We start from the raw sequence: 21,870 nt of genomic DNA on the forward strand, positions 1-21,870 counted from the left end.
TATAACTCTTTACCATGCTGTTCAAAAAACACTCACGAAAGATCAACACGCCCTAGCTTTCTCACACTAGTTTTTTCTATATCTTGCTCTCTAACAATGTTTTCAATTACGTTGTTTTCAGGATTCATAACTGTTTATTAGAAAACTATGAATTCATCTAAGGGTAGTCAAGAAGGGAATCCCTCTTGCCAGTGAACAACATTAGAACGTAGTGGGTTGTTCTATCTGGAATCCTTCAGAATATAAAACGTTAGAGCAGCATTAATTTGCAATTTTAATTATAAATTAATATTTGTTAAGTAAACGATTTATGTTGAAGAACTGGACAATTATTACTCAGGCAGTTAAGCATGGTGCTGAAGGAGTGTTAGTTAGAGAGAAATACCTAACCTCTAAAAACCATCCTAATCACAGGCTAACAGATAACCTCATTTCAATTATTGGCAATAAAGAAACATCAAAAAGAATAGCGTTAGCTGGTGAAGAGTTTAGAGTCAATCAACACCTATACCAGAAGAAAGGAGGCCGCCCTCTCTCAAGTTATGCAGTGGAGTATTGTCTGACACTACCAAAAGGCTACCGCCCTACAACAAAACAATGGCAGGAAATAGCGAAAGACTGCTGTGTAACACTAGCTAAGTTAGTCAATTTGAGTAATACAGAGGTTAAGCAGTACCAAAAGCAAATTCGTGCGGTACTACATCAGCAAGATCAGACCATTAAACAAGGCACAGGTGACCACGTTCATCTAATTATCGGTAAGGTTGTAGGAACTAGAGTTCTAAAAGAACTTCAACAAAAGAAAGCAACAAAAACACTAAAACAAGCGTTTAATGCCTCAGTATTAAAACATGTTGGCGTTAGTCATACATCTTATAAGCCTTATGAAATTAATAGAGGTAAAAGGCTAGCAACTATTCAATATCAAAACAAAATCGCAGAGCAAACCTATGAAATTCAATTGATTTTGGATAATCTAACAAAAAGTACCAAAAAATGGCTCAATCTCATGGAAGCAGGAAAACATCATCACGCCAAAAGGCTGCATCGAAGAATTAGTTCAAACTTAAATTCTTTACATGATAAAAGCCTAAGCGGTTCACAAGTTAACCACGTAGCTAGAATAAAATCACTGTTAAAAATATAGTGTATAAGTACTAACTAGGATCAAATTCAGACATTAACAACCTTCCAAACGCTATCGTTAACTGTCAGTTTTTTATACCTTTCCTCCTCAATTGCCATACATAGAAAATACTGGGGGCGAGATAATCCTACGTAAAGCATTTTTGAGCAATCTTCTATTCTCTCAATAGACTTTTTTAGTTTTTTTATTGTAGCTTCCCTTGTCTTTATACCCCTAACTTTTCCTGAACTTTCAATATCTTCAATTTCAGATTCGATTGAAGATATTTTTTTGTTAGTTTCTACAATTAGTTTTTCTGTATTTCCAATACCAGATATAACATCTAGCATGATATCACTTTCATACTTACCATCATAATAACTCTCAATATATAGAGTAGATGTATGAGTCTGCCCCTTAGCCGAATGTATAGTACCGAAAATTGGATTGTAAGTATTTGAGTCCACTTCAAAACTTTGTTCATCAATTTTAATACTATCGTCAAACCTCAAGTAACCAAAAGAATCCAACTCAATGCCATAATTATCTTTGAATAATCCTGACATATATACTTCAATATCATTCAGTATATTTTCACATCCAATTTCAATATATTCAGTAGACCATTTGTATAGACTAATTTTTAACGCGTTATATATATCCTCATTTTCTATCCTAAAGGCATTAAACAATTGGTTCTTCGTGATGACCTTATCATCAAATTTTACATCATTATCTTTTAAAACATAGACTATTGCATCTTTTATACATTCGCAGACTTCAGGAATTTCAATATCTTTAGACTTGTTAAGATTAAACAACTCACTCTGAAGAGTAGGTTCAGAGTTTTTAATCTGACATTTACCCATAAAACTAGAAAGCGTTAATTTATCATCATCCCTGTTAGTGCTTACCCAAGAGACAATACCAATATGTCTATCTCTTACTATAGGTATCATTTCACACCTTTCATATTCAGCATAGAGCTCTATATATTTATCTATTACCTTATCTTTCTGATTATTACTAAATACGATTAAATGAGGCATCAGAACTGACCTGTCGTTTAATCCATTAATCTTAGTTTCAGTAGAAGAAAAACAACTTACAACCTTTGCTATTTTAGGTGTTAACCTATGACTTCCTGATATATTTAAAACTAAGTTTCTATCTGACCATGCAGGTTTTTCGTTGGATTCATTATAGATAGATTGGTTACTATCCCCTACCCTCTGATAAACAATATCATCATTATTAAAGCACCTCTCAAGCAATTCATATTGAAGCTTGTCCATATCCTGCATTTCATCTACAAATGCAAATTTAAACCGTCTACAAAGATCCTTTACAACTAGAGGATTAAGATCTAAAAACTTCAGAGAGAATACATATGCATAGTGAAAAGAAATTACTCCACTCCTAAAAACAGAATCAAAAATAGCTTTTAGCCCCTGATACTTTGGATTTTTTCTGTCTGATATTAAACACTTTTTAATACCTTTGACATAAAATTTCTCATCATTAAAGTTGTAGTATAGCTTTTTAATTTCTTCATCAATTAGCCTTTCACAGACAGCTTTTTCTCTCTCTCCAGTTTCAGATGCAATCTTCTTTGCTTTGGCTATATTTCTACCCCAGAAAAACGTAGCAATCTTATCGTATTCATTTGAGTATCTAATTTTGTAATATTGATTTAACAAATTATTGGAGAAATCCTCATCATCAACACGGAAACTTTCAATTTTATATATTATTTGCATATAAGGCTTAGCAAAATAATTATTAGCAAAGCTTTGTATAGTTCCTACAAAATTTGGGTAAGAAAATAGTTTCGGACAAAACCCACCTAATTTTCTCTTCCATTCATTAACAGCCGCATTAGTATGAGATATTACAACTACTCCTTTATCATCATTAAAGGGCATATATCTATCTAAAATAACTAACTTAGCTAGCAATGCTGTGGTTTTTCCACTTCCTGGAACTGATTGAAGATCAAGGGTGCTAAAGTTAGCAATAAAATCTACACGTTCATCATCAAACTTCATTCCATTTATCAGAATGTTTTCTGCATAGGATATATCAGTATCTTTGATTTCAAGCGCAGACATACTTCACCCCATTGATCAAAGAACGAATATAGTCATCGTCTTGTGTTAAATCGATAGTAGGATCATAGTCGTAGCTATCAGGATCGATATATTTTGCTAGCCTATAAGCAAAATCTGTCTTGCAAAGCGACTTATTGAACAACTTGATTGCTAGCTCTTTTTCGGTTTGTGTCTTGTCCATTTGAGGATGCATTTCTTCAAGCACTTTTTTGACTATGCCGCCAAGTGCGTGGGATTGTTGAAGACTGTACTCCAACGTCCAATACTTGGTTACAAATACTTTGACTCTTTGCTCATCATACTCACTCTCAAGTTGCTTCAGTTTATCTTCTGATTCTTTCAGAAACTCAGTCTGGTCAACTTTAATGTATTCATAACTCTTTTTAGTCCCCTTGGATTCAACCTCTTTCCTCGCATAGGCCCGAGTATCGCAATCAGTAATTATAGCTACTGGAATAGCAAGTTCCGGCCCCTCATTCCTTAGAAATATCTTTCGAAACTTCATAAACTCAGCACTAGCAACATTTACTATCGCAACTCCAGCTTCGGTAAAGTCCTTATTTATAAGGCCTTGTTTTTTCATCAACTTAGCTAATGCTGGCAATAAAATTTCTTCAGACCACCCCTCTACCATTACTACGGATTTGGCGAAAAACATGTTGGACTTTGTTACATCTAAAAACCTCTCTAGATACAAATAGTCTCCGGCACCTTTATCTAACTTCGTATATTTTTCACCTAGCGGATATGCGCTACCTTCATGACATAGAATTATATTTTCTAGTTTTACCTTCGAGGTGAGGTTAGGGCTGTGTGAAGTGAGGATAAACTGTATCCCTTTCTGAGCTTGTAAGCTTTCTATAACTTTCATCTGCGCCTGAGGGTGTAAATGCGCTTCAAGCTCTTCAACCAAACATAGCTTTAATCCGGTCCATTCGCTCTTATCCAAATGTAACAACTCTGTAGCCATAAATAATTTATTAAGAGTACCTAGGCCGGGCTTTACGACGTTTTCAACTTTTAAAGACAGTTTTTCTAGTATTGATTTTATATTTGCAGGAGATACTTCAAATGAGGTTGCTGTATTTGAGTCAATAAAAGACGCCATAAATGCATCAATTTGCCCCTTTAACTCTTTCCCTTTCAAGTCTGAAGTTAAACCATTGTTTTCATGATCTTTTCCTTCAAAATAGTTTGCGATATTCGCATTGAAATCTTCAAACAATGAAAGGAGCAGGTGTTCTTCGTCTTTATTATGAAAAGCCTCATGTGTTTTAAGTATTTGTGACAACCTAGAGTTCTGTTTTGGAGTCAGATCAGCTCTAGCGTCTCTTAATGGTTTTAAGTACGTAGTTTTCAAATACTCTTTTGCTTCTGCCTTAAGCTGTTTCTCTAAGCCATTAGCACCACCATAGATATCTGAAGGAATTATTCTTCCATTCTTTATAGACACTTCATAAGTTAGTTTAAGTGTTGGATGAAGCTTGCCATCTATAGTCTCGTAGCTTAACCACTCATTGAAATGAAACGCTTCAGCTTCCATATCATCGAAATACAGCTCAATTCTCATAACACTTGAACCTGAATAGAAATCTTCTTCATCGGGTTTTATCCACTCAAAACTATGAGTCTTAAGAACGAGTTTGATTGCATCTATGATTGCTGTTTTTCCAGAGTCATTTTCACCAATAAGAACATTTACACCCTTATTAAGATTCAATTCTAAATGTGGCTCTTCTAGAACTATATCGCCTTGTCTTCCGTACTTTCTAAAATTCCACAGCTTCACTTTCTCTAAAAACATCGCACCCTCCAAATGAGGCAAGATTAATAATGGACCTTCAGTCTCCCCCTTTTGTCGGGAGCCATATGTAGCTGAAGTGATTGGCGATATATTAAGTTATGATATGCAATTACGCACCAAATACTCTGGAGTTTGTGATTGAGAATCGTAATTTAGAAGACAGCACCCCATCCTGTTCAGCTCCCAGAATGGGAACTGAACTAGCATTCAGGTGCGCGTGATTATAAGTGAACTATCTACCCTTCATAACATGACTGATTGTCCCTTGTATCAGGCGAATGGACATACTAGAATCACGTACTAACTGAGTTTGTGAAGAACAACCACTCTCTTAAAAACAACATAAACTACAAAGACTTAATGCATTTTTGTGGCAGCTCCCGCCAGCTCCACCAAACGTTTGGAAAGGGCGGTAACTCACTGAGTTATCGCCCTTTTTGTATTTATAATCATTAATTATGCTATTAGTACTAAAAGCAGATACTAAACGCGCCACCTTGCACTTTCGCTTTCAACACACCTTCAAAAGCCGTAAATAAATCAAACGTAGCCTCCACACATCCAACTTGGATGATGCTAATACCTTGCGTTACCATTATTTATTTCTTAATCACCTGTGTTTTCACTCACAGGGTGATGCACAGTGTAAGTGCTTTTGATTGCCATAACTTTAGTTTAGAACCATCTCGTTGCGCTTCAAAGTCAGTATTTCTAATTATCTCTTGTGTGGCATATTTGATCTACTTACGTGTAACTATCACCTCACCTTACCCGCATGGATAATCGCCAATCGCAAAAGAACTTAGCGACAAGTCTAACAAAGGCTGGCATCCACCTTCTTGCAATACCTCTTTAAGCTAAAGGCTTTGATAATCCTACTTTATCCTCTACAAGGTATATAACTTGCAATATCCCCTACAAGGTATAAAGTTACATATATCCCTTTGTTGGGATAACACGACCAATATCCTCTAATGGGGATAAAACATCATAGTAAGGAGTGACAACTTGTGATTTATAGCCCACAACAATTAGCCAATACTTTACTGCTAATACGCCAAAAGAATAGGTGGACTCAGTCTGAGCTGGCAAAAAAAGTAGGGATAAAACAAGCAACCATTTCGAACTTTGAAAATAGACCAGAAAAGGCAACTATTTCAACAATGTTCAAGCTTATCCAAGCATTAGAGCTCACCCTTAAAATCGAACCCAAAGATGCAAAAAATAGTCAAAGCACTGTTGATGAGGAAGATTGGTAATGCAACAACTTAATGCCTACATGAATGGTGAGTTGGTCGGTACTCTCACAAAGCAAAACAATGGCTCTCACGAATTTAAATATAATGAGTCTTGGCTCAGTAACGACAAATCTCGCCCATTATCTTTATCCCTTAAACTACAAATACCTACGATAACTTCTGATGCCGTTATCAACTACTTTGACAACCTGCTACCAGACAATATTGCTATACGTAATAGGATTGTTGCACGCTATCAAACGGCTTCAAATCAACCTTTTGATCTTCTGAAAGAAATTGGCAAAGACAGCGTTGGTGCCATTGCTCTGCTCCCTCCAAGTCAACCCTATATCGAGAACAAACTGTCATACGAACTTCTTGACGAATCTCGGCTTGAAAAAATCTTAGCAGCCCATCATTCCAATATTCCATTAGGTATGATTAAGGAAGAAGATGATTTCCGAATATCGGTTGCTGGCGCTCAAGAAAAAACAGCATTGCTAAGGTTGAACGGAGATTGGTGTTTGCCTAAAGGGAATACACCTACAAGCCATATCATTAAGCTACCTATTGGTGAGATTAAGCAGCCCACATCTATTCTAGATCTGACTGAAAGTGTCGAGAATGAGTTCATCTGTATTGAGTTAGCTAGAGAGTTGGGGTTTGATGTTCCGACCGTCGAGATCATCACAACCCATAATTATAAAGCCATTGCTGTTGAGCGTTTTGATAGACGTTGGATTAAGGATCGTACACACCTACTGCGCCTTCCTCAGGAAGATATCTGTCAAGCCAAAGGAATCCCTTCATCGATAAAATACGAAAGTGATGGAGGCCCCGGAATCGCCGATATTATGAAGCTACTTGAAGGCTCATCCAATGCACTGGAAGACAGATATAACTTCATGAAGTTTCAAGTTTTCCAATGGGCTATAGGCGCTATTGATGGGCATGCAAAGAACTATTCAATATTTATTGAAAAGCAAGGTAGTTATCGCTTAACACCATTTTATGACATTTTGTCTGCTTACCCTATCACGGGGAAAAAAGGACTAAACATAAGAAAATTAAAGTTAGCAATGGGATTAAAAGCAAGTCGTGGTAAGAAGTACCAAATAAGCAAGATCTACTCTCGCCACTTTCTTGATACAGCCCATTCAGTTGGCTTTAATTCTGATAGCATGCAAAGCATATTGGATGACATGCAAACTGAATTACCCAAAGCAATTGAGCGCCTCGCCGCACGCTTGCCTGAAGGTTTCCCAAAACACATAACCGAAGCTATCTTTGATAACTCTATTGCCATGCTTAACAAATTGAATTTGAGCAAGAACTAGATCATTCCCCTCTAGAGAAGATAGAACTTGATGTACTTTATAGAACTCTCAACAAACAGCCACACATCCCATTGCTGAAATGTGTGGCTGTTTGGAACGGTTCTATTACAAACTTAGTTAGGGGTTACTCCACATCACCTAGTAAGTAATCTTCATCGCTACTCACTACCGCGCCGTGTTTCAGGAAGTTCTTACCTAGAATCATACTGTATTCGAAGCGAGAACGATCTTGAAGGTTTACCCTCACCTCTTTCTCTAGGTCTCCAAGCTTAACCTTCATTTCAACGACAGGGCGAATGTTCACCTTCTCGCCTTTCTTGGCTTTAATGCGCATTACATCAATCACTGGCTTGGTAAAGTCTTGCTTATCGCCTTGGTTGTTTTGATAGGTAAAACTCACCATGTCTTGGCCGTCTTTCTTAAATCGTTTGATGTTAACTGCATTCATTGAGCTTACATCCGCGCCAGTATCTAGCTTGGCCGGGAACTTCATGCCGTTCACTTCAACGACTTCGATGTGCCCAACTTTAAACAGTGGCTCGGCTTTCAATAGGTAGTCTGAGCGCGTGTTTACGTAAACGCCCTCTTTCGCCATCTTCTTACCTAAAATAAAGTACGCTTCTTTCTCATTCGTATTGAGCACGTCGATGGCAAACTCTTGCGCACGCACTTTTCCAGACACCGCAAACTCACCACTAACAACCGGGCGAGTATCATCCCCGACTTTAAGCTTCTTAATAATTGGCTTGGTCACCTTCTGCTTCTCACCATTTACATCCGTAAGATAAAATTCAACGGAGGCATCTTTGCCTTTACCTGTCATTTCAAAACTGTCGACCTTCAGCAAAGGCGTGTTGACAGTAAATGAAGCAACAGCCTTCATAGGAAAACCATCTAATGTGATATCTTCTTCCGGTGAGATAATCAGTGGCTCAGTCTTTTTCGCGACCTCGCTGAAATTCTCAGATCCTTCAGAAAGAATATTTTCAGCGTTGGTATCAATCATGAAAAGTTCGCTTGCGGTGCTTGTACCAAATCTCAACTGTGACACGCTACTTGAGCGGTCACGTAGGTACACCAGAACGTCTTTGGTTGTGTTTTCATCGAGTTGGACTGGTACATATACCAGAGGTCTCTTTTTACCACTCACGCTTAACATACGAACTAATGGCAGTGTCATCTCTTTCTGTTTGCCATCGTTGTCGAACATATCAAACGTCACTTCACTGTTCTTCTTATCTACGTCGATGTCTTTTGCATGAAGAATACTGTAGCGATTCTTTAAGGAGAAGGTCGCGTTCATCGCCATTCCGGAGATAGACACCACCTCTTTACGGCCAACAACCGTCGCGTTTTCCTGCTCTTGCAAATAGTCGTAACCAGCAAACACTAAGGCGTTGTCAGCAAGAAAGGTTTTGCCGATCAGCACTGGCGCAGAGAAGTGACTTCTGTCCGTCAGGTTAACGTCTGTTTTTAATTCTTGGTCTGCAATGGTAAGCGACATTTTTACGGTAGGACGAAGTAAAGGCGTGCTGCTGGTGCGGCTACGTATCATGCTGACACGCTCTAAAGGCGCTTCGATTAATACCATGTCTCCCGTGCGTGGGTTTTGAACCTTAAAAGACACCACAGTTTCATATTTCGCAAAGGTGCTGCCATCCCAATCATCGTAATCAACATCGGAATTGTTCAACAGGTCTTCGGTTAACGCCGCCATCAACTCTTTGTCTTTGAGGTTTTGGTAATCGGGATTAGAGCTCTTCACATGAATGTCTTCAGCATGCATAGAAGTGGTTTCTGCACCGGTATCAATTTTACCAATGAAAGGAACATCTTTTAGCCCTTTAACGCTAGATAGGTACACGTTCTCAGTGCGACCTAGTACCGACTTACCATCGAGTTCGTAAGTGGGATTTTGAGTGGTAGGTGAAGAGTCAGTAGCCAAAGTGTATTGTGAAAAAAGTAGAGTGCTTAAAAGAGTTAGAGCCAAAGGTATCTTTTTCATTAGTTGGTCCGTTGTGATCAGTTCACTAATAATACTGGCGTTTCAGCGAAGAGTTCCCCCACCAGTAATGGTTCTCACAAAACGTTAACGCTATGAGTTTTTCAATGACAAACCGATGACTTTGCGCTGCATTCGCTTATCGATTATTGACTAATGGATACCCAATAACCTTTTCAATGCTCGGTGTTCTATTGGAGAAATGAATACAAAAAAGGCCAACGACGAGCGCTGACCTTAGCTATTCAAAACACACCTGAAGCGAGTTTAACTTGCTAAAACACAAACGGTTCTAGATAAACATAGCACTAAAAAGTCCCGACTGTTTTCTTTGCACAGATAGCCCGAGCTTTTTCTGCGTCCTCACCTTTATTTTTGAGATAGCACTGTCGATAAGATTCGACGTAGCGCTCAAATAACACCTTGGCTTCAGGTTGTGGTTTAGAGAGCAGTTGGTTAACGAACTTTCTTGATCCGACCTCAAAATGCTGAGTATCGATTGGGCTATTCCAATCCCCTCCCCAGATCATAAATCCGTGATGGGCAAAGAGCTCAACCACATCTTCAGCCATGCCGCGGCGTTCTATTTCATCACGCGCACGAAAGCGAGTACGGTTCACATAACTTGTCGCAGATTGTGAAGGCTTTACCGTGATTTTTCCGTTGCTATCGAACGCTAAGAAAGGGTTTTGAACTGGATTGATGTCTATCGCCACACCATAAGCATGCTTCGACCAACCATCTCCACCTATAATAGGACGAGCATTAAACGCACTGCTGTTGTTCGCGTCCATTGAGGCGTTATCGTCACCTCTGAATTCACGCATTAGGCGAGCGGAATGAAGAGGAAAATTGCGCTGTTTGAGCTCCGAAAAAATTTGTTCAACAGCAGGTGCAACCACATCAAGCACGATCATATTGCCCTGTTGCGTTTCCCCTTTGAAATTAATGAAATCGAAATCCACTTTGGATAGTCGCTCACAACCGACAGGCGCACCACTACTCAAGACATTGTTCTTTTTCATCATGTCGCATTGCCATTGAGATATAGGGGCAACTTGGCCGTAACTCGCAACACTGAGAACAGTGGCCAGCCAGCCGACAATAAAACGTTTCATATCAAAGACTCAAAATAGTAAGTGTGAAAAGTAGCAGAAGTTGGAAAGTAACATATTAAGCCAAGTGGAGCGCACGCTTTGTTAGCGCGTTTTGTCCCAATAGACAATCTCTCGAACTCTTCCGTTCTGATCCTTATCAGCCTTTCCGCCGATTTCAGAAAGCTCAGGCAAGCACGACAATGTTGGAGCGTGATAAGCAATCAACATCAAAATGAATGCGTCATAAATATCGTCTATCGCGACGTCTTTACGCTTGGTATTTAAAATGGCCAAAGACAAGCCGTCACACCATTGAGGGGCGAGTTGCTGAATAATAGAAAGCCGTTCCTCTTTGCCTTCTTGCGTTCGTTTGGAAAACGTCAGCGGTTCACCTTTCAATGCTGCAAACACCACCTCAGGATGTGATTCCCTTATCGAAAGGCTTGGGTGAGATTCAATGAGTTCATCAAGCTCGCGAATCTTGGGCACAATTCCCCAAGTTTGTTTAGAAAACTTCTTATCAAGCTGCTCAACATTAGCACTGCACGCCGCAATGTAATCGGTTTGGTAAACCGCCTCTCGACACGGAACAGGAAACACGGAAGAGCCACGTTTGCTGGTGAGGAAACGTCTTGCTGCTTTATCGCATAATCTATCTGGAGTCAGTGAATCGCTAAAGCCAATCGGCATATCGATTAATGTTGTTGATCCCGTAAGATCATCAACCAGCTCTTCGAGGGTCTTCACCACCTTGAACTCAGGTGTTTCATTGCCAGAGACAATCCAAGCGATCCAACCCGCCTTGCAGCCATCAATTCCGATGTATTTCATTGTTTACTCTACCGTTACTCAAAGGATTAAATTAGAGGGTAAATTGCGATCAGTGCCACTCATTGATTAATAGTCGGCTTTTCACACCGCGTACCTGCAAACCCATAGCGTCAAACACCTCTTCGAAATCTCGACACTGTGGTGGAATATTGGGTAAAGAAAGAGCCGCTTCCGAAAAGAACTGTTGTTCAAACTGAGCGGAATCGTTCCACGCCAATTGCCACCATTCGAGAATACGAGGCTTAGACGCACGAAGTTTTTCAGCGGTAGGAACTTTGTCACTTTTGCTTAGATTCTCTTTGCTTGTGGTGGGAAAGAGGTTCCACTTGTCGTTATTCGGCCAATAAGCAAAAGGCAGACAGTGATCAACGTGATACTCATTTTTTAATGATTTTCCACTCCAAACACTGACAATGTCTGCCTGATCAGCTCTAAGCTGTTCAACTCTTTTGCGTACATCACGAGTATCATGGTTTCGGTCAATCCAGACTAAACAGTCGTGATAGGTCTGTAGTGATATGTTGCGCTGTCGATTTAACTCAAAACGCTGCATCTCCATCACCCATTGATTCACCACCAGCGGTTCAATCCAAGAGTGGTAAATTCTAAAGCACTCCCACAGGCTTTCATCGAGAGTGAAATAGCCAAAGCTTTCTAGGAACTCACTATCAATGACCAGCGATTCTCGGCTCTTACGTCGCTGCTGAGGTGGGAGTATCTCAAACAGCTTATTCTCTTTAGAGCCATGATAAATAAAGGTCACTGGACCCGATTTAATAGTACTGATCGTTTGTGAAAACAGCTTCTGCAATGCTTTGGCTTCCTCGCCTAAAAACATAGTACCAATAGCTAGATCATCGGCACTAAGATGCTTTAGTTTGTTCCAACCATCCGTTTTTACAAATCCAAGGCCTTTACTCGTGTTGCTATTTTGCTGAATCCCAGCGCCTTCTATATCGATATCAATCAAGCGCTTAAACTGCCTAACCCAATACAGAGCGACCAAGCCCAATGGTAGAGAAATTTTCCCATCAGTTCGATCAATCACAGCGCCTGAATGAGCATCCGCAATTCGCAGTAATGTTCTCAACAAAGCCAACTTGTATGTGGCCGACTTGTTGTCATTCACAATAATGTGGCGCACCTTGTTCAAGTCACCGGAGCCATCGTCTGGCAATGTCATCACCACGGTTTGCCACCACACTTCATTGCGGTTCAACCTATCTTGGCTATCATCAACATGACGAACCAACAAGGCGCTGTTTTTTGATAAACGCTCGAGCTCTTCAACTGAGACTTCATAGCCTTGTCGACTGTCTTGAAACTCCCCATGACGCAGAGTGATCACCAGCTTGCCATTTGGAGCTAGCAAGTTAGACAATTTTCTAAATGCACGCTCTCGATGAGACGGAGCGAGATGCATCCAAACCGCACTCACCAATATCAACTCAAAACGCATTCCGAGGTTTTCAGTGCGGCTAAGCGAGGGGAGTGAATCATCAATCCAGGTAACACTTGGGCCTGTATATTTCGAGCCTTGTTCGCGTAATGAAGCACTTGGTTCTATCGCAATAACATCAGCTCCGGCTTTGTGCATCCATAGCGCATCACGACCGCTCCCTGCACCGATATCTAGTACTTTATCGCCCTCTAAAGGCCAGTAAGCTTGCCAGCTTTTATGTACCGTCTCGAACGTAACTGAGTTGTACTGCTGGCAAAGTGTGTGAGCATTTTTATCGTAAAATGGAATCGATGAGGACATATGCGTTATTGGAGTAAGGAGTCTATCTCAATAGTAATGGGGAGCTTGGGCGATTGCTAGCAGCTCATGTAAGTTCAGCCACACCAATCAACATTTATCGTTAGTGACTGTTTTATATCAATATCTACCTAATGAGCTCATCAGGCGAGTCACATCATGAATCAGTTTCGTCAGCAAAACAAAAACAAACAAGGTGCAAGCTGACGTGCGAACAGAGATAATTGTTTGAAGATGATTAACTCGCCTAAAGCACCTAGCCGATAAAGACTAATGAACACATACTCACACATAGATACCCCATTCAACCTGCGCCACACCTGTTGGTTTTGTGGTGAACCTTCCAGTAACCTTGTTGAATTCCCTAAGACAGCGCAGGCTGTTGCCAAGATTGGCCATTCACCGATAGCACTGCCGGCTTGTAATGAGTGTGCGAGAATTAACTATTCAAAGAATCTGACCTCAATTTGGTCTGTGCGCGATCAGATAAAACACACTCTGATAGACAAGTACGCTAAGCACCTTGGCATCGGTGAGAACTGGACAGAGCAAGAACTTATTGATTCTGATTTCTCGGGCTCGACACTTGGCGGGTTTGGGCGCAGCGCGTGGAAAATGTATCAAATCGCCAAGCAACGCGTCGATTATAAAGGCTGGCCTTTGTCGGTTGATGACATCCCACTTGAGGTATACGACGAAACCAGTGGCTTTGAGTTTGACGGTACTCGTTATGCCTCAATCAATTCGTGTATAGACTATTTCACCAAGGCTGCAGGCGTAGACAAAGAGCTGTTGTCGCAGCTTGTCGATATCGTTTCATCAGACCGATTTAGCTACGCACTGCGAATCGCTAAGCTGAACAAAAGTGTCTCTAATACCAAGCGCTCGGAGATCGTCGAAGAGGTGCTACAACAAGAGTCTGAACAAGAAGAGATACTGCTTGAGCAAGCTAATTCAATGTTTAACCCAAACGTCGAAGAGGTGAATATTTCAGGCTCAGTTGCGCCTGTATTTGCCATTCAATGGGCGTTAGCTAACAAGGTTGAAGATTTGGCCCACCTATGTGCGCTCGAAGATGAGTATTTCGACTATTTCGAACACCTCGGCGGCCCTGCAGCTTTCATGTCTTATAACGGCCTACAACTCTACTTGGAATCGCGTCAAGATCCTGAATGGGTAGAAAAATCGGATCCAAATAAACAGTATTGGTGATCATGAGCCATTACTGGTGAACACGTGTAAGCTCGATAAGTGTGTCAAATGCCCATTGTTAGTCCTTGTTTTATATAAAGATCTAAAAATAGCCCCCTAACACAGTTAATTGTTGCAATTCGGTTAAATAGAGTGAAAACTTCAAGCATCTAAAACTATTTAATCACTGCCATCAGTGGTGAGTAAGGAGTGAATTGTGCTTGCTGTTCTTCGTATTATTTTGGCTACGGTGTTTATTATTCTCACCACTCTATGTGCTTTTGTTTACTGCTTGTTTAGCCCCAAGAACCCCAAGCATGTGTACGTTTTCTGTCGTTGGTTCAACCAACTCCAAAAGATCATCGGTGTAAAACTGGTGCAGCGCGGCCTCGACAATACCCCGACACCAGAAAACAGCGTCTACATCTCTAACCACCAAAGCATATTGGACTTTGTGACCGACCCAGGAATGCTAAGACCACGCACTGTTTCATTGGGCAAACGCGATTTGTTGTACGTGCCTTTCTTTGGTCTGCTGTATTGGATCACCGGTAACATCATGATTAACCGTGAAGACAAGTCCAAAGCACGCGATACCATCAAACAAGTGGCGGAAGCGATTCATCAGAGAGATCTATCTGTTTGGGTTTACCCTGAAGGAACCCGTAGTAAAGGGCGTGGATTACTGCCATTCAAAACGGGCGCTTTCCGAATGGCGATTGAAGCTGGTGTGCCTATCACCCCGATGTGTACCAGCACCACACACAATAAGATCGACTTAAATCGATTAAACAACGGTATTGCGATTACCGAGATGCTGGAACCTATCGATGTGTCTGGATACAAGCTCAGCGATGCAAGGGAGCTGGCCAATCGCTGTCACGCACTCATGGCAGAGAAAATAGCAGAGCTTGATGCCGAAGTAGCTAGTTTAGAGGCGCAGCAAAACCCAGAGTTGGATTCAGACCGCTCTTCTACGAACTAACTCACAACGAACCCACTGAGTCATCGCTCAGTTACTTAAAAAGATACTCAACGATCGCAACTCTCATTGTTCTTGTTTTACTTACTGGCGCTTATCCGCAAAATAAAAACAGGCGTTAACGGCTTTATAGAGCAATGGGAGTAAACGATGGAAGTGATTCACCATGGCGGCAAACATACTGTCACAGGATCTTGTCACGAATTAAGAGATTCAGGCCAAGCGGTGCTCATCGATTGTGGCCTGTTTCAAGGTTTAGATCTTCAAGGTAAAAAGCTTCAAGGTGCGGACACCCACCCTCTTGATATTGAATTTGAAACATCCTACCTCAACGCTCTGCTGCTGACTCATACTCACATTGATCATATTGGCCGATTACCTTGGTTACTCGCCAGTGGGTTTAACCAACCGATTTATTGCACGCAAGCCACCGCTGAACTCGCCCCTTTAATGATTGAGGATGGCTTAAAGCTGCAAGGACTCAGTAATAAACAGTCGAAGCTGATACTCAAAAAGATTCATTCATTAATTGCTCCCAAGCCTTACGGGGAATGGTTTCCAATCACGTCTAAACAGCAAAAAAACGGAAAGGATCATCATAGGCCAAATACTTTGCATGCCCGCTTTCAACCCGCTGGGCACATCTTAGGTTCTGCCTATATCGAGATTAAATTACCCAACCAAGAGGTGGTAGTCTTCTCTGGCGATTTGGGCCCAAGTAACACACCACTACTGCCCGATCCTAAGCCACCACAACAAGCCGACTATCTGTTTATCGAATCCACTTATGGCACCAGTACACATGATGATATTGCGACACGAGCAGAGCGCCTCAAAAGCATCATAGATCGTTCGCTACTTGATGGGGGGGTCATCCTAATTCCGGCCTTCAGTATCGGTCGAACACAAGAGTTGCTATTTGATATCGAACACCTGATCTTTGAACATCAGCTCAGCGCCGATATTCCTATTATCCTCGATTCTCCTATGGCAGAGAAAGTGACACGTTCCTATCGACGCTTTAAAGAACTCTGGGGACAAGAAGCAAAGCAACGGCTAGAACTGAAACGTCACCCGCTTGCATTTGAGCAGTGCATTACTGTTGATGGGCATCGAATGCACAAGAAAATCGTTAATCGCCTTAAGTCGACAGGTGAACCCGCGATTGTGGTCGCAGCTTCTGGAATGTGTCAGGGCGGCAGGATCATGAACTACTTATCCGCCTTGCTTCCCGATAAACGAACTGATGTAATTTTAGCTGGCTATCAAGCGCACGGAACGCTCGGACGAGAGCTGCAACAAGGCGAAATGCAGGTTTCTATTGATAACAAAGACGTTGAGGTTAATGCTCAAATTCATGGCATGTCTGGCTATTCTGCTCATGCTGATAAAGAGGATCTCTACCGATTTATAGAGGGTATCGCGACTCTACCGAAAGAGGTGCATTTGATTCACGGCGAGCCAAATACTCAGTCGGAGTTCGCTCAAGAATTACAAGAGCGAGGGTTCGTAGTTGTTTGAAACAGTCATCAAACTAACAACTTTCACTAAGTAATTCTTAAAGCCGCAATTATCGAATCTTCAAAAAACACAGTTTCTTGTATCTGCTAGCTCACACGATACAGGTGATAGATTCCAATCTACTTATCCCACAACTCCTATATCAGCCGCTTATGCTAGCGGCTTTAACCGCTGCTCTTTTTTAATTTCGTATTTTATTCGCATCTCAAATCCCCCTTTTTGTATTAATCACTATTTATTCACTTTGCAAAACACCAGAAGGCAAAACTAGTTGCATATCAAGTTAAATGGAACGATTATCGAATTAGCACTAAGCATTAACAAACCCCCTCTATAACTTGCTTTATGTCACAGTAATCCTAATGCGCAGTTAAATAATTTAACACTTGGGTTACAAGTGAAGTATTGTGTTGTTCGAAAAACAATCATAAGCAAAACTAACAGGGAAAATACTCATGCAGTCATTCGTTGATTTTTTGAATGGAATAATCTGGAGCCCAGTACTTATCTACCTATGTTTAGGTGCAGGTTTGTTCTACTCCATCATGACTCGATTTGTTCAAATCCGTCACTTCTTTGAAATGTGGCGCTTGCTACTATCAGGTAAAAGCTCATCAAAAGGCATCTCGTCTTTCCAAGCTCTAGCCGTTTCGCTATCTGGCCGTGTAGGTACAGGTAACATTGCTGGTGTTGCTGCCGCTATCGGTTTCGGTGGCCCAGGTGCAGTATTCTGGATGTGGGTTGTAGCCTTCTTTGGCGCCGCAACTGCTTACGCAGAATCTACGCTAGCGCAAATCTACAAAGAAGAAGACGAAGGCCAGTTCCGTGGTGGTCCGGCTTACTACATTGAAAAAGCAATGGGTCAGAAGTGGTACGCATGGATCTTCGCTATCGCGACTATTTTTGCATGTGGCATTTTGCTTCCAGGTGTTCAGTCAAACAGTATTGGTAATGCTGTAGAAGCTGCATTTGGCTCAGGTGATATGATTGAAACAGCTGTCGGTACATTCAGTTTCGCTAAAATTTTCACCGGTACTGTTGTTGCTATCATCCTTGCTTTCATCATCTTTGGTGGTGTTAAACGTATTGCGAACTTCACACAAATCGTTGTTCCTTTCATGGCATTGGCGTACATCATCATCGCGTTCGTTATCATTCTGCTAAACATCAGCCAAGTGCCAACTGTTTTCGCAATGATTGTTGGTGATGCATTCACACCTATGGCTGGCTTCGGTGCTGCAATTGGTTGGGGTGTTAAGCGTGGTGTTTACTCAAACGAAGCGGGTCAAGGTACAGGTCCTCACGCGGCAGCAGCTGCAAGTGTTGATCACCCAGCTCAGCAAGGTTTGGTACAAGCGTTTTCTATCTACATCGATACTCTTCTAGTATGTTCTGCTACAGCGTTCATGATCATCATCACTGGTGCTTACAACGTTCACGGTGGCGCAGAAGGTGTGTTCCTTGTTCAGAACTTAGCAGCAAACGTTGGTGCGAATGGTCCTGTATTTACACAGCTTGCTATTGAAAGTGCACTACCAGGCATTGGTAAGCCATTCATCGCATTTGCTCTGTTCTTCTTCGCATTTACAACGATTCTTGCTTACTACTACATCGCAGAAACGAATATTGCTTACCTACGTCGTACCATCAAGATCCCTGGCATGATGTTCGTACTTAAGCTTGTTCTTATCACTGCAGTTTTCTATGGCACAGTTAAAACAGCTAACCTTGCATGGGCAATGGGTGATGTTGGTGTTGGCTTGATGGCATGGTTAAACATCGTGGGTATTCTGATCATCTTCTTCATGTCTAAGCCTGCGCTTAAAGCTCTAGCTGACTACGAAGAACAGCAGAAACAAGGCGTAACTGAGTACACGTTCAACCCTGTAAAACTAGGCATTAAAGGTGCTACTTACTGGGAAGAGAAGTACAAACGTAAAACAGGCAAGTCTCCTGAAACAGAAGCTGCAGACACTAAACCTGTAGAGCAACCTTCAGCTTAAGCTTGTGCCTTAACAAATGGATTGCTTTAGCAAATAGCTCGCTTTAACTCGCGCTATTAATAACGCATAAAAAAGGGGTTAGCCATTTCGGCTAACCCCTTTTGTTTTATTCATAACCAATAAACGGCTTATAACAAACTAACTGTTCCCGAGTTAGAGTATTAAGCAGCGATTTCTTGTGTTGCCAGTTGAGGTGCTTTCTTCTCACCGATAGGCAGAACTGTGCGGCCGTATTCGTTGTTGATTACTTGTGCCATTGCAAAGTAGATAGCTGAAGCGCCACAGAAGATACCTTCAAAACCAGCGATAGTACCGATCAGTTCGCTACCAGTGAAATCACGAGCTGCAAGTAGGAAGAACAAGATAGTTAGTGAACCGAATACTACTTGCTTCGCTACTGGGTAGCATAGAGAACCGATGAACATGAAGCCAGTGAAGATGCCCCATAGAAGTAGGTACCAACCCATGAATGCAGCAGGGCTTGCTGGTAGGCCCATGTAAGGCATTACGATTAAACCAACCAAAGACAACCAGAATAGGCCGTAAGAAGTAAACGCAGTTGTACCGAACGTGTCACCACGTTTGAAACACATTGTGCCCACGATAACTTGGCTCAAACCACCGTAAAAAATACCCATAGCAAGAATCATTGAATCGATTGGAAAGAAACCTGCGTTGTGGATATTAAGAAGAATAGTGGTCATACCGAAACCCATTAAGCCTAGTGGCGCTGGGTTAGCTAGTTTGGTCGACATTGCGAATTTACCTTATTAAAGTGGTTGATTAAAAAAAATCGATAAAATTTGTAAAAAAATTTTAATATATAAACCGCTCAACTAGGTAATCCAGTTATCGAAAACTAAGATTGTGTAAATGATCTTATGGAAAATTAGTTTCATAACAACGCAAATCAATTCACAGAAACTATAAGTAAACAAATTCCCTATCGCGCTATAAAAAAGATACGAGTAACGAGATGCGAGATTCGAAAAGAGTCTTTAGATTCGAGTAAGCGGGATACGAAGAGCGTGTTGAGATTGAAGTTAGTAATATGCATATGAAAAAGTTGCGGGTAACGAGATGCGGGATGCGAAAAGAGTCTTCAGATTTGAGTAAGCGAGAACCCTTAGCATCAAACTTAGACAATAGAGAGCGAGCTTTTCGTTACTCGATTACTCGCATCCCGTATCTGTTCCCCATTCGTAATCTTAAATTACGCTTGTTGTGTTTTAGATTCAGACACTTGAGATTGAACGTCTGAAGAAGCGTTTTTACTCGCATCGCGCTTGGCTAATAACGTAACGATAATCAATTGAGCGACAAGCGCACCCAACACAACCAATGCACTTCCCGTAAAGCCTGCGACTACAAAACTAATCAGAGCAATAGAGCCATTCATCAATGCATAAGGCAGCTGTGTCTTAAAGTGCTCAAACTGGTCACACCCGGCACCTGTTGAAGAAAGAATCGTGGTTTCAGAGATCGGTGAGCAGTGATCACCAAACAAGCCACCCGATAACACGGCACCAATTGCGACGAGTAGCGGAGCATCTATTGCAATCGCGGTTGGAATAACCAATGGCATCATTATCGCGAAGGTTCCCCACGATGAGCCCGTTGCGAATGAAATAATAGCCGATAACAAAAAAGCGACCGCAGGTACTAACCAGTATGGGAAACCGCTCTGTGCTTGCTCGGCAATATAAGCTGCTGCACCCAACTCTTTACCAACGGTGCTTAACGCCCAAGCCAATACCAAGATGATCGCGACTGGCATCATGTTTCCCATACCTTTTAAGTACACAGAAACACCATCAGACAGCTTTCTTACACCGTAGTAAGCCATTAGCGAGATTAAGGTAATCGCGGCAAAGAAATAAGCCGATGATAAAGCTGCTCTGAACGATGAGCCCGCGACCTTTTGGAACGGGAAGCCTTGTGGAACCAACATGGCACACAACACCACCAGCATCACTAACAATGGTGCCCAGACAAAAGATGCCTTTGCATTTTTATGCGAGAACGGATTTAGTGATTCGTTATTCACGCCAGAGTTAATTCCCGCCTGGCAATCACGCTCAGCTTTTGCCATTGGCCCAAAATCTAAACCTTTAACGGACACGAGCGGAACGATGAAAATCGCGAGGAATGCGTAGAACTGAAAAGGAATCGCACCGATGAACGCATCCCAATCAGACATATTGACATTCAACGCCGTAAACTCTTTTTGGATCAGGCTCATGATGTAAACGCCCCACCCAATGAAAGGAATAAGGATGGCAACTGGCGACGAGGTTGAATCAATGATGAATGCTAGCTTCTGTCTAGAAAGTTTCAGTTTATCGAAAAGAGGACGAAAGACAGGACCAACAATCAACGGAGTACCTAAGTCAGAGAAAAATATCACGATTCCTCCAAACCACGCAGACAATTGAGCTTGGCACTTGTTGCTTACCCACTGAGTCACACGCTTAGCAAACGCAACACCACCACCCGACTTTTCCATCAAAGCGACAAAACCACCGATGAACACCAACAGCATAATCACGCCAGCGTTGTAGCTATCAGTAAGCTGAGGGACTAGGTAACCTTTAACCATGGTACCAAACGTATCAAGCGGGTTAAGTTCGCTAAACATGCCAGTCAGCATCGCAACACCACTCAGCACGCCAGCAAAAAGGCCAATCACCACATTCCTTGTCGCCAACGACAACACCAAAGTAATCACAATGGGGATGAGTGACGTGATATCTGTCTGTTCCATAGGTACACCTTAACCCTAAAATAAAAAGAATAAATATAATTTAAATTTGAATATAAATTCACACTCATCGTTTGTACAGAACTTTATCCTCTAACTGGATAATT

The 21,870-nt window shown here is 41.5% G+C and carries 16 protein-coding genes; 7 read left to right on the top strand and 9 right to left on the bottom strand.

What is annotated here, in order from left to right:
• Nucleotides 1-310: 310 nt before the first annotated feature.
• A complete protein-coding gene (locus ACED45_RS13540; protein WP_371714258.1) occupies nucleotides 311-1,147 on the top strand; it encodes a hypothetical protein in 837 nt (278 codons plus the stop codon).
• 26 nt (nucleotides 1,148-1,173) lie between these two features.
• On the opposite strand, the gene ACED45_RS13545 is transcribed toward ACED45_RS13540, so the two are convergent.
• From ACED45_RS13545 to ACED45_RS13555, 3 genes are all read right to left on the bottom strand, one after another.
• A complete protein-coding gene (locus tag ACED45_RS13545; RefSeq protein ID WP_371714259.1) occupies nucleotides 1,174-3,237 on the bottom strand; it encodes a UvrD-helicase domain-containing protein in 2,064 nt (687 codons plus the stop codon).
• A complete protein-coding gene (locus ACED45_RS13550) occupies nucleotides 3,224-5,041 on the bottom strand; it encodes an ATP-dependent nuclease (protein WP_371714260.1) in 1,818 nt (605 codons plus the stop codon). The genes ACED45_RS13545 and ACED45_RS13550 overlap by 14 nt, the downstream gene beginning before the upstream one ends.
• Before the next feature lie 470 nt (nucleotides 5,042-5,511).
• Nucleotides 5,512-5,637 carry a hypothetical protein gene (locus tag ACED45_RS13555; RefSeq protein WP_260167462.1) on the bottom strand — a complete coding sequence of 42 codons (126 nt, stop codon included), beginning with the start codon at nucleotides 5,635-5,637 and terminating at the stop codon, nucleotides 5,512-5,514.
• A gap of 414 nt (nucleotides 5,638-6,051) precedes the next feature.
• Between ACED45_RS13555 and hipB the strand changes: the two genes are divergently transcribed.
• Nucleotides 6,052-6,300 carry a type II toxin-antitoxin system antitoxin HipB gene (gene hipB, locus ACED45_RS13560; RefSeq protein ID WP_171732553.1) on the top strand — a complete coding sequence of 83 codons (249 nt, stop codon included), beginning with the start codon at nucleotides 6,052-6,054 and terminating at the stop codon, nucleotides 6,298-6,300.
• Nucleotides 6,300-7,616 carry a type II toxin-antitoxin system HipA family toxin gene (locus ACED45_RS13565; protein WP_048658807.1) on the top strand — a complete coding sequence of 439 codons (1,317 nt, stop codon included), beginning with the start codon at nucleotides 6,300-6,302 and terminating at the stop codon, nucleotides 7,614-7,616. Before hipB ends, ACED45_RS13565 begins: the two co-directional genes overlap by 1 nt.
• 124 nt (nucleotides 7,617-7,740) lie before the next feature.
• Here the strand turns inward: ACED45_RS13565 and ACED45_RS13570 are convergent, their stop codons facing one another.
• From ACED45_RS13570 to ACED45_RS13585, 4 genes are all read right to left on the bottom strand, one after another.
• Entirely contained in the window at nucleotides 7,741-9,621 is a 1,881-nt protein-coding gene (locus ACED45_RS13570; RefSeq protein ID WP_371714261.1) for an ATP-dependent zinc protease family protein, read from the bottom strand.
• 305 nt (nucleotides 9,622-9,926) lie between these two features.
• Nucleotides 9,927-10,736, bottom strand: coding sequence for a M15 family metallopeptidase (locus ACED45_RS13575; RefSeq protein ID WP_371714262.1), 810 nt, complete (start codon nucleotides 10,734-10,736; stop codon nucleotides 9,927-9,929).
• Nucleotides 10,737-10,817: 81 nt separating this feature from the next.
• Nucleotides 10,818-11,546, bottom strand: coding sequence for a DUF429 domain-containing protein (locus ACED45_RS13580; protein ID WP_102479240.1), 729 nt, complete (start codon nucleotides 11,544-11,546; stop codon nucleotides 10,818-10,820).
• Between the two features lie 49 nt (nucleotides 11,547-11,595).
• Nucleotides 11,596-13,308: a class I SAM-dependent methyltransferase gene (locus ACED45_RS13585; RefSeq protein WP_371714263.1), complete on the bottom strand. Its 1,713-nt coding sequence runs from the start codon at nucleotides 13,306-13,308 to the stop codon at nucleotides 11,596-11,598.
• A gap of 270 nt (nucleotides 13,309-13,578) precedes the next feature.
• Here ACED45_RS13585 and ACED45_RS13590 point away from each other — a divergent pair, with 270 nt between their 5' ends.
• The 4 genes from ACED45_RS13590 (at nucleotide 13,579) to ACED45_RS13605 (ending at nucleotide 19,002) form a co-directional block, all read left to right on the top strand.
• Nucleotides 13,579-14,517, top strand: a complete 939-nt coding sequence (locus ACED45_RS13590) for a hypothetical protein (protein ID WP_048658812.1) — start codon at nucleotides 13,579-13,581, stop codon at nucleotides 14,515-14,517.
• 196 nt (nucleotides 14,518-14,713) lie between these two features.
• Nucleotides 14,714-15,481: a 1-acylglycerol-3-phosphate O-acyltransferase gene (locus tag ACED45_RS13595; RefSeq protein WP_371714264.1), complete on the top strand. Its 768-nt coding sequence runs from the start codon at nucleotides 14,714-14,716 to the stop codon at nucleotides 15,479-15,481.
• A 147-nt stretch (nucleotides 15,482-15,628) separates the two neighbouring features.
• Nucleotides 15,629-16,999 carry an MBL fold metallo-hydrolase gene (locus ACED45_RS13600; RefSeq protein ID WP_371714265.1) on the top strand — a complete coding sequence of 457 codons (1,371 nt, stop codon included), beginning with the start codon at nucleotides 15,629-15,631 and terminating at the stop codon, nucleotides 16,997-16,999.
• Between the two features lie 455 nt (nucleotides 17,000-17,454).
• On the top strand, nucleotides 17,455-19,002 hold the full coding sequence (locus ACED45_RS13605; RefSeq protein ID WP_048658817.1) for an alanine/glycine:cation symporter family protein: 1,548 nt from the start codon (nucleotides 17,455-17,457) through the stop codon (nucleotides 19,000-19,002).
• 161 nt (nucleotides 19,003-19,163) lie between these two features.
• Here the strand turns inward: ACED45_RS13605 and ACED45_RS13610 are convergent, their stop codons facing one another.
• Nucleotides 19,164-19,757 carry an acetate uptake transporter gene (locus ACED45_RS13610; RefSeq protein WP_017056721.1) on the bottom strand — a complete coding sequence of 198 codons (594 nt, stop codon included), beginning with the start codon at nucleotides 19,755-19,757 and terminating at the stop codon, nucleotides 19,164-19,166.
• A gap of 458 nt (nucleotides 19,758-20,215) precedes the next feature.
• Complete coding sequence (locus ACED45_RS13615) at nucleotides 20,216-21,766, bottom strand: Na+/H+ antiporter NhaC family protein (RefSeq protein ID WP_371714266.1); 1,551 nt, start codon at nucleotides 21,764-21,766, stop codon at nucleotides 20,216-20,218.
• Nucleotides 21,767-21,870 lie beyond the last annotated feature (104 nt).

Origin of the sequence: Vibrio crassostreae (assembly GCF_041439375.1) — a bacterium.
GTDB lineage: Bacteria > Pseudomonadota > Gammaproteobacteria > Enterobacterales > Vibrionaceae > Vibrio > Vibrio crassostreae_D.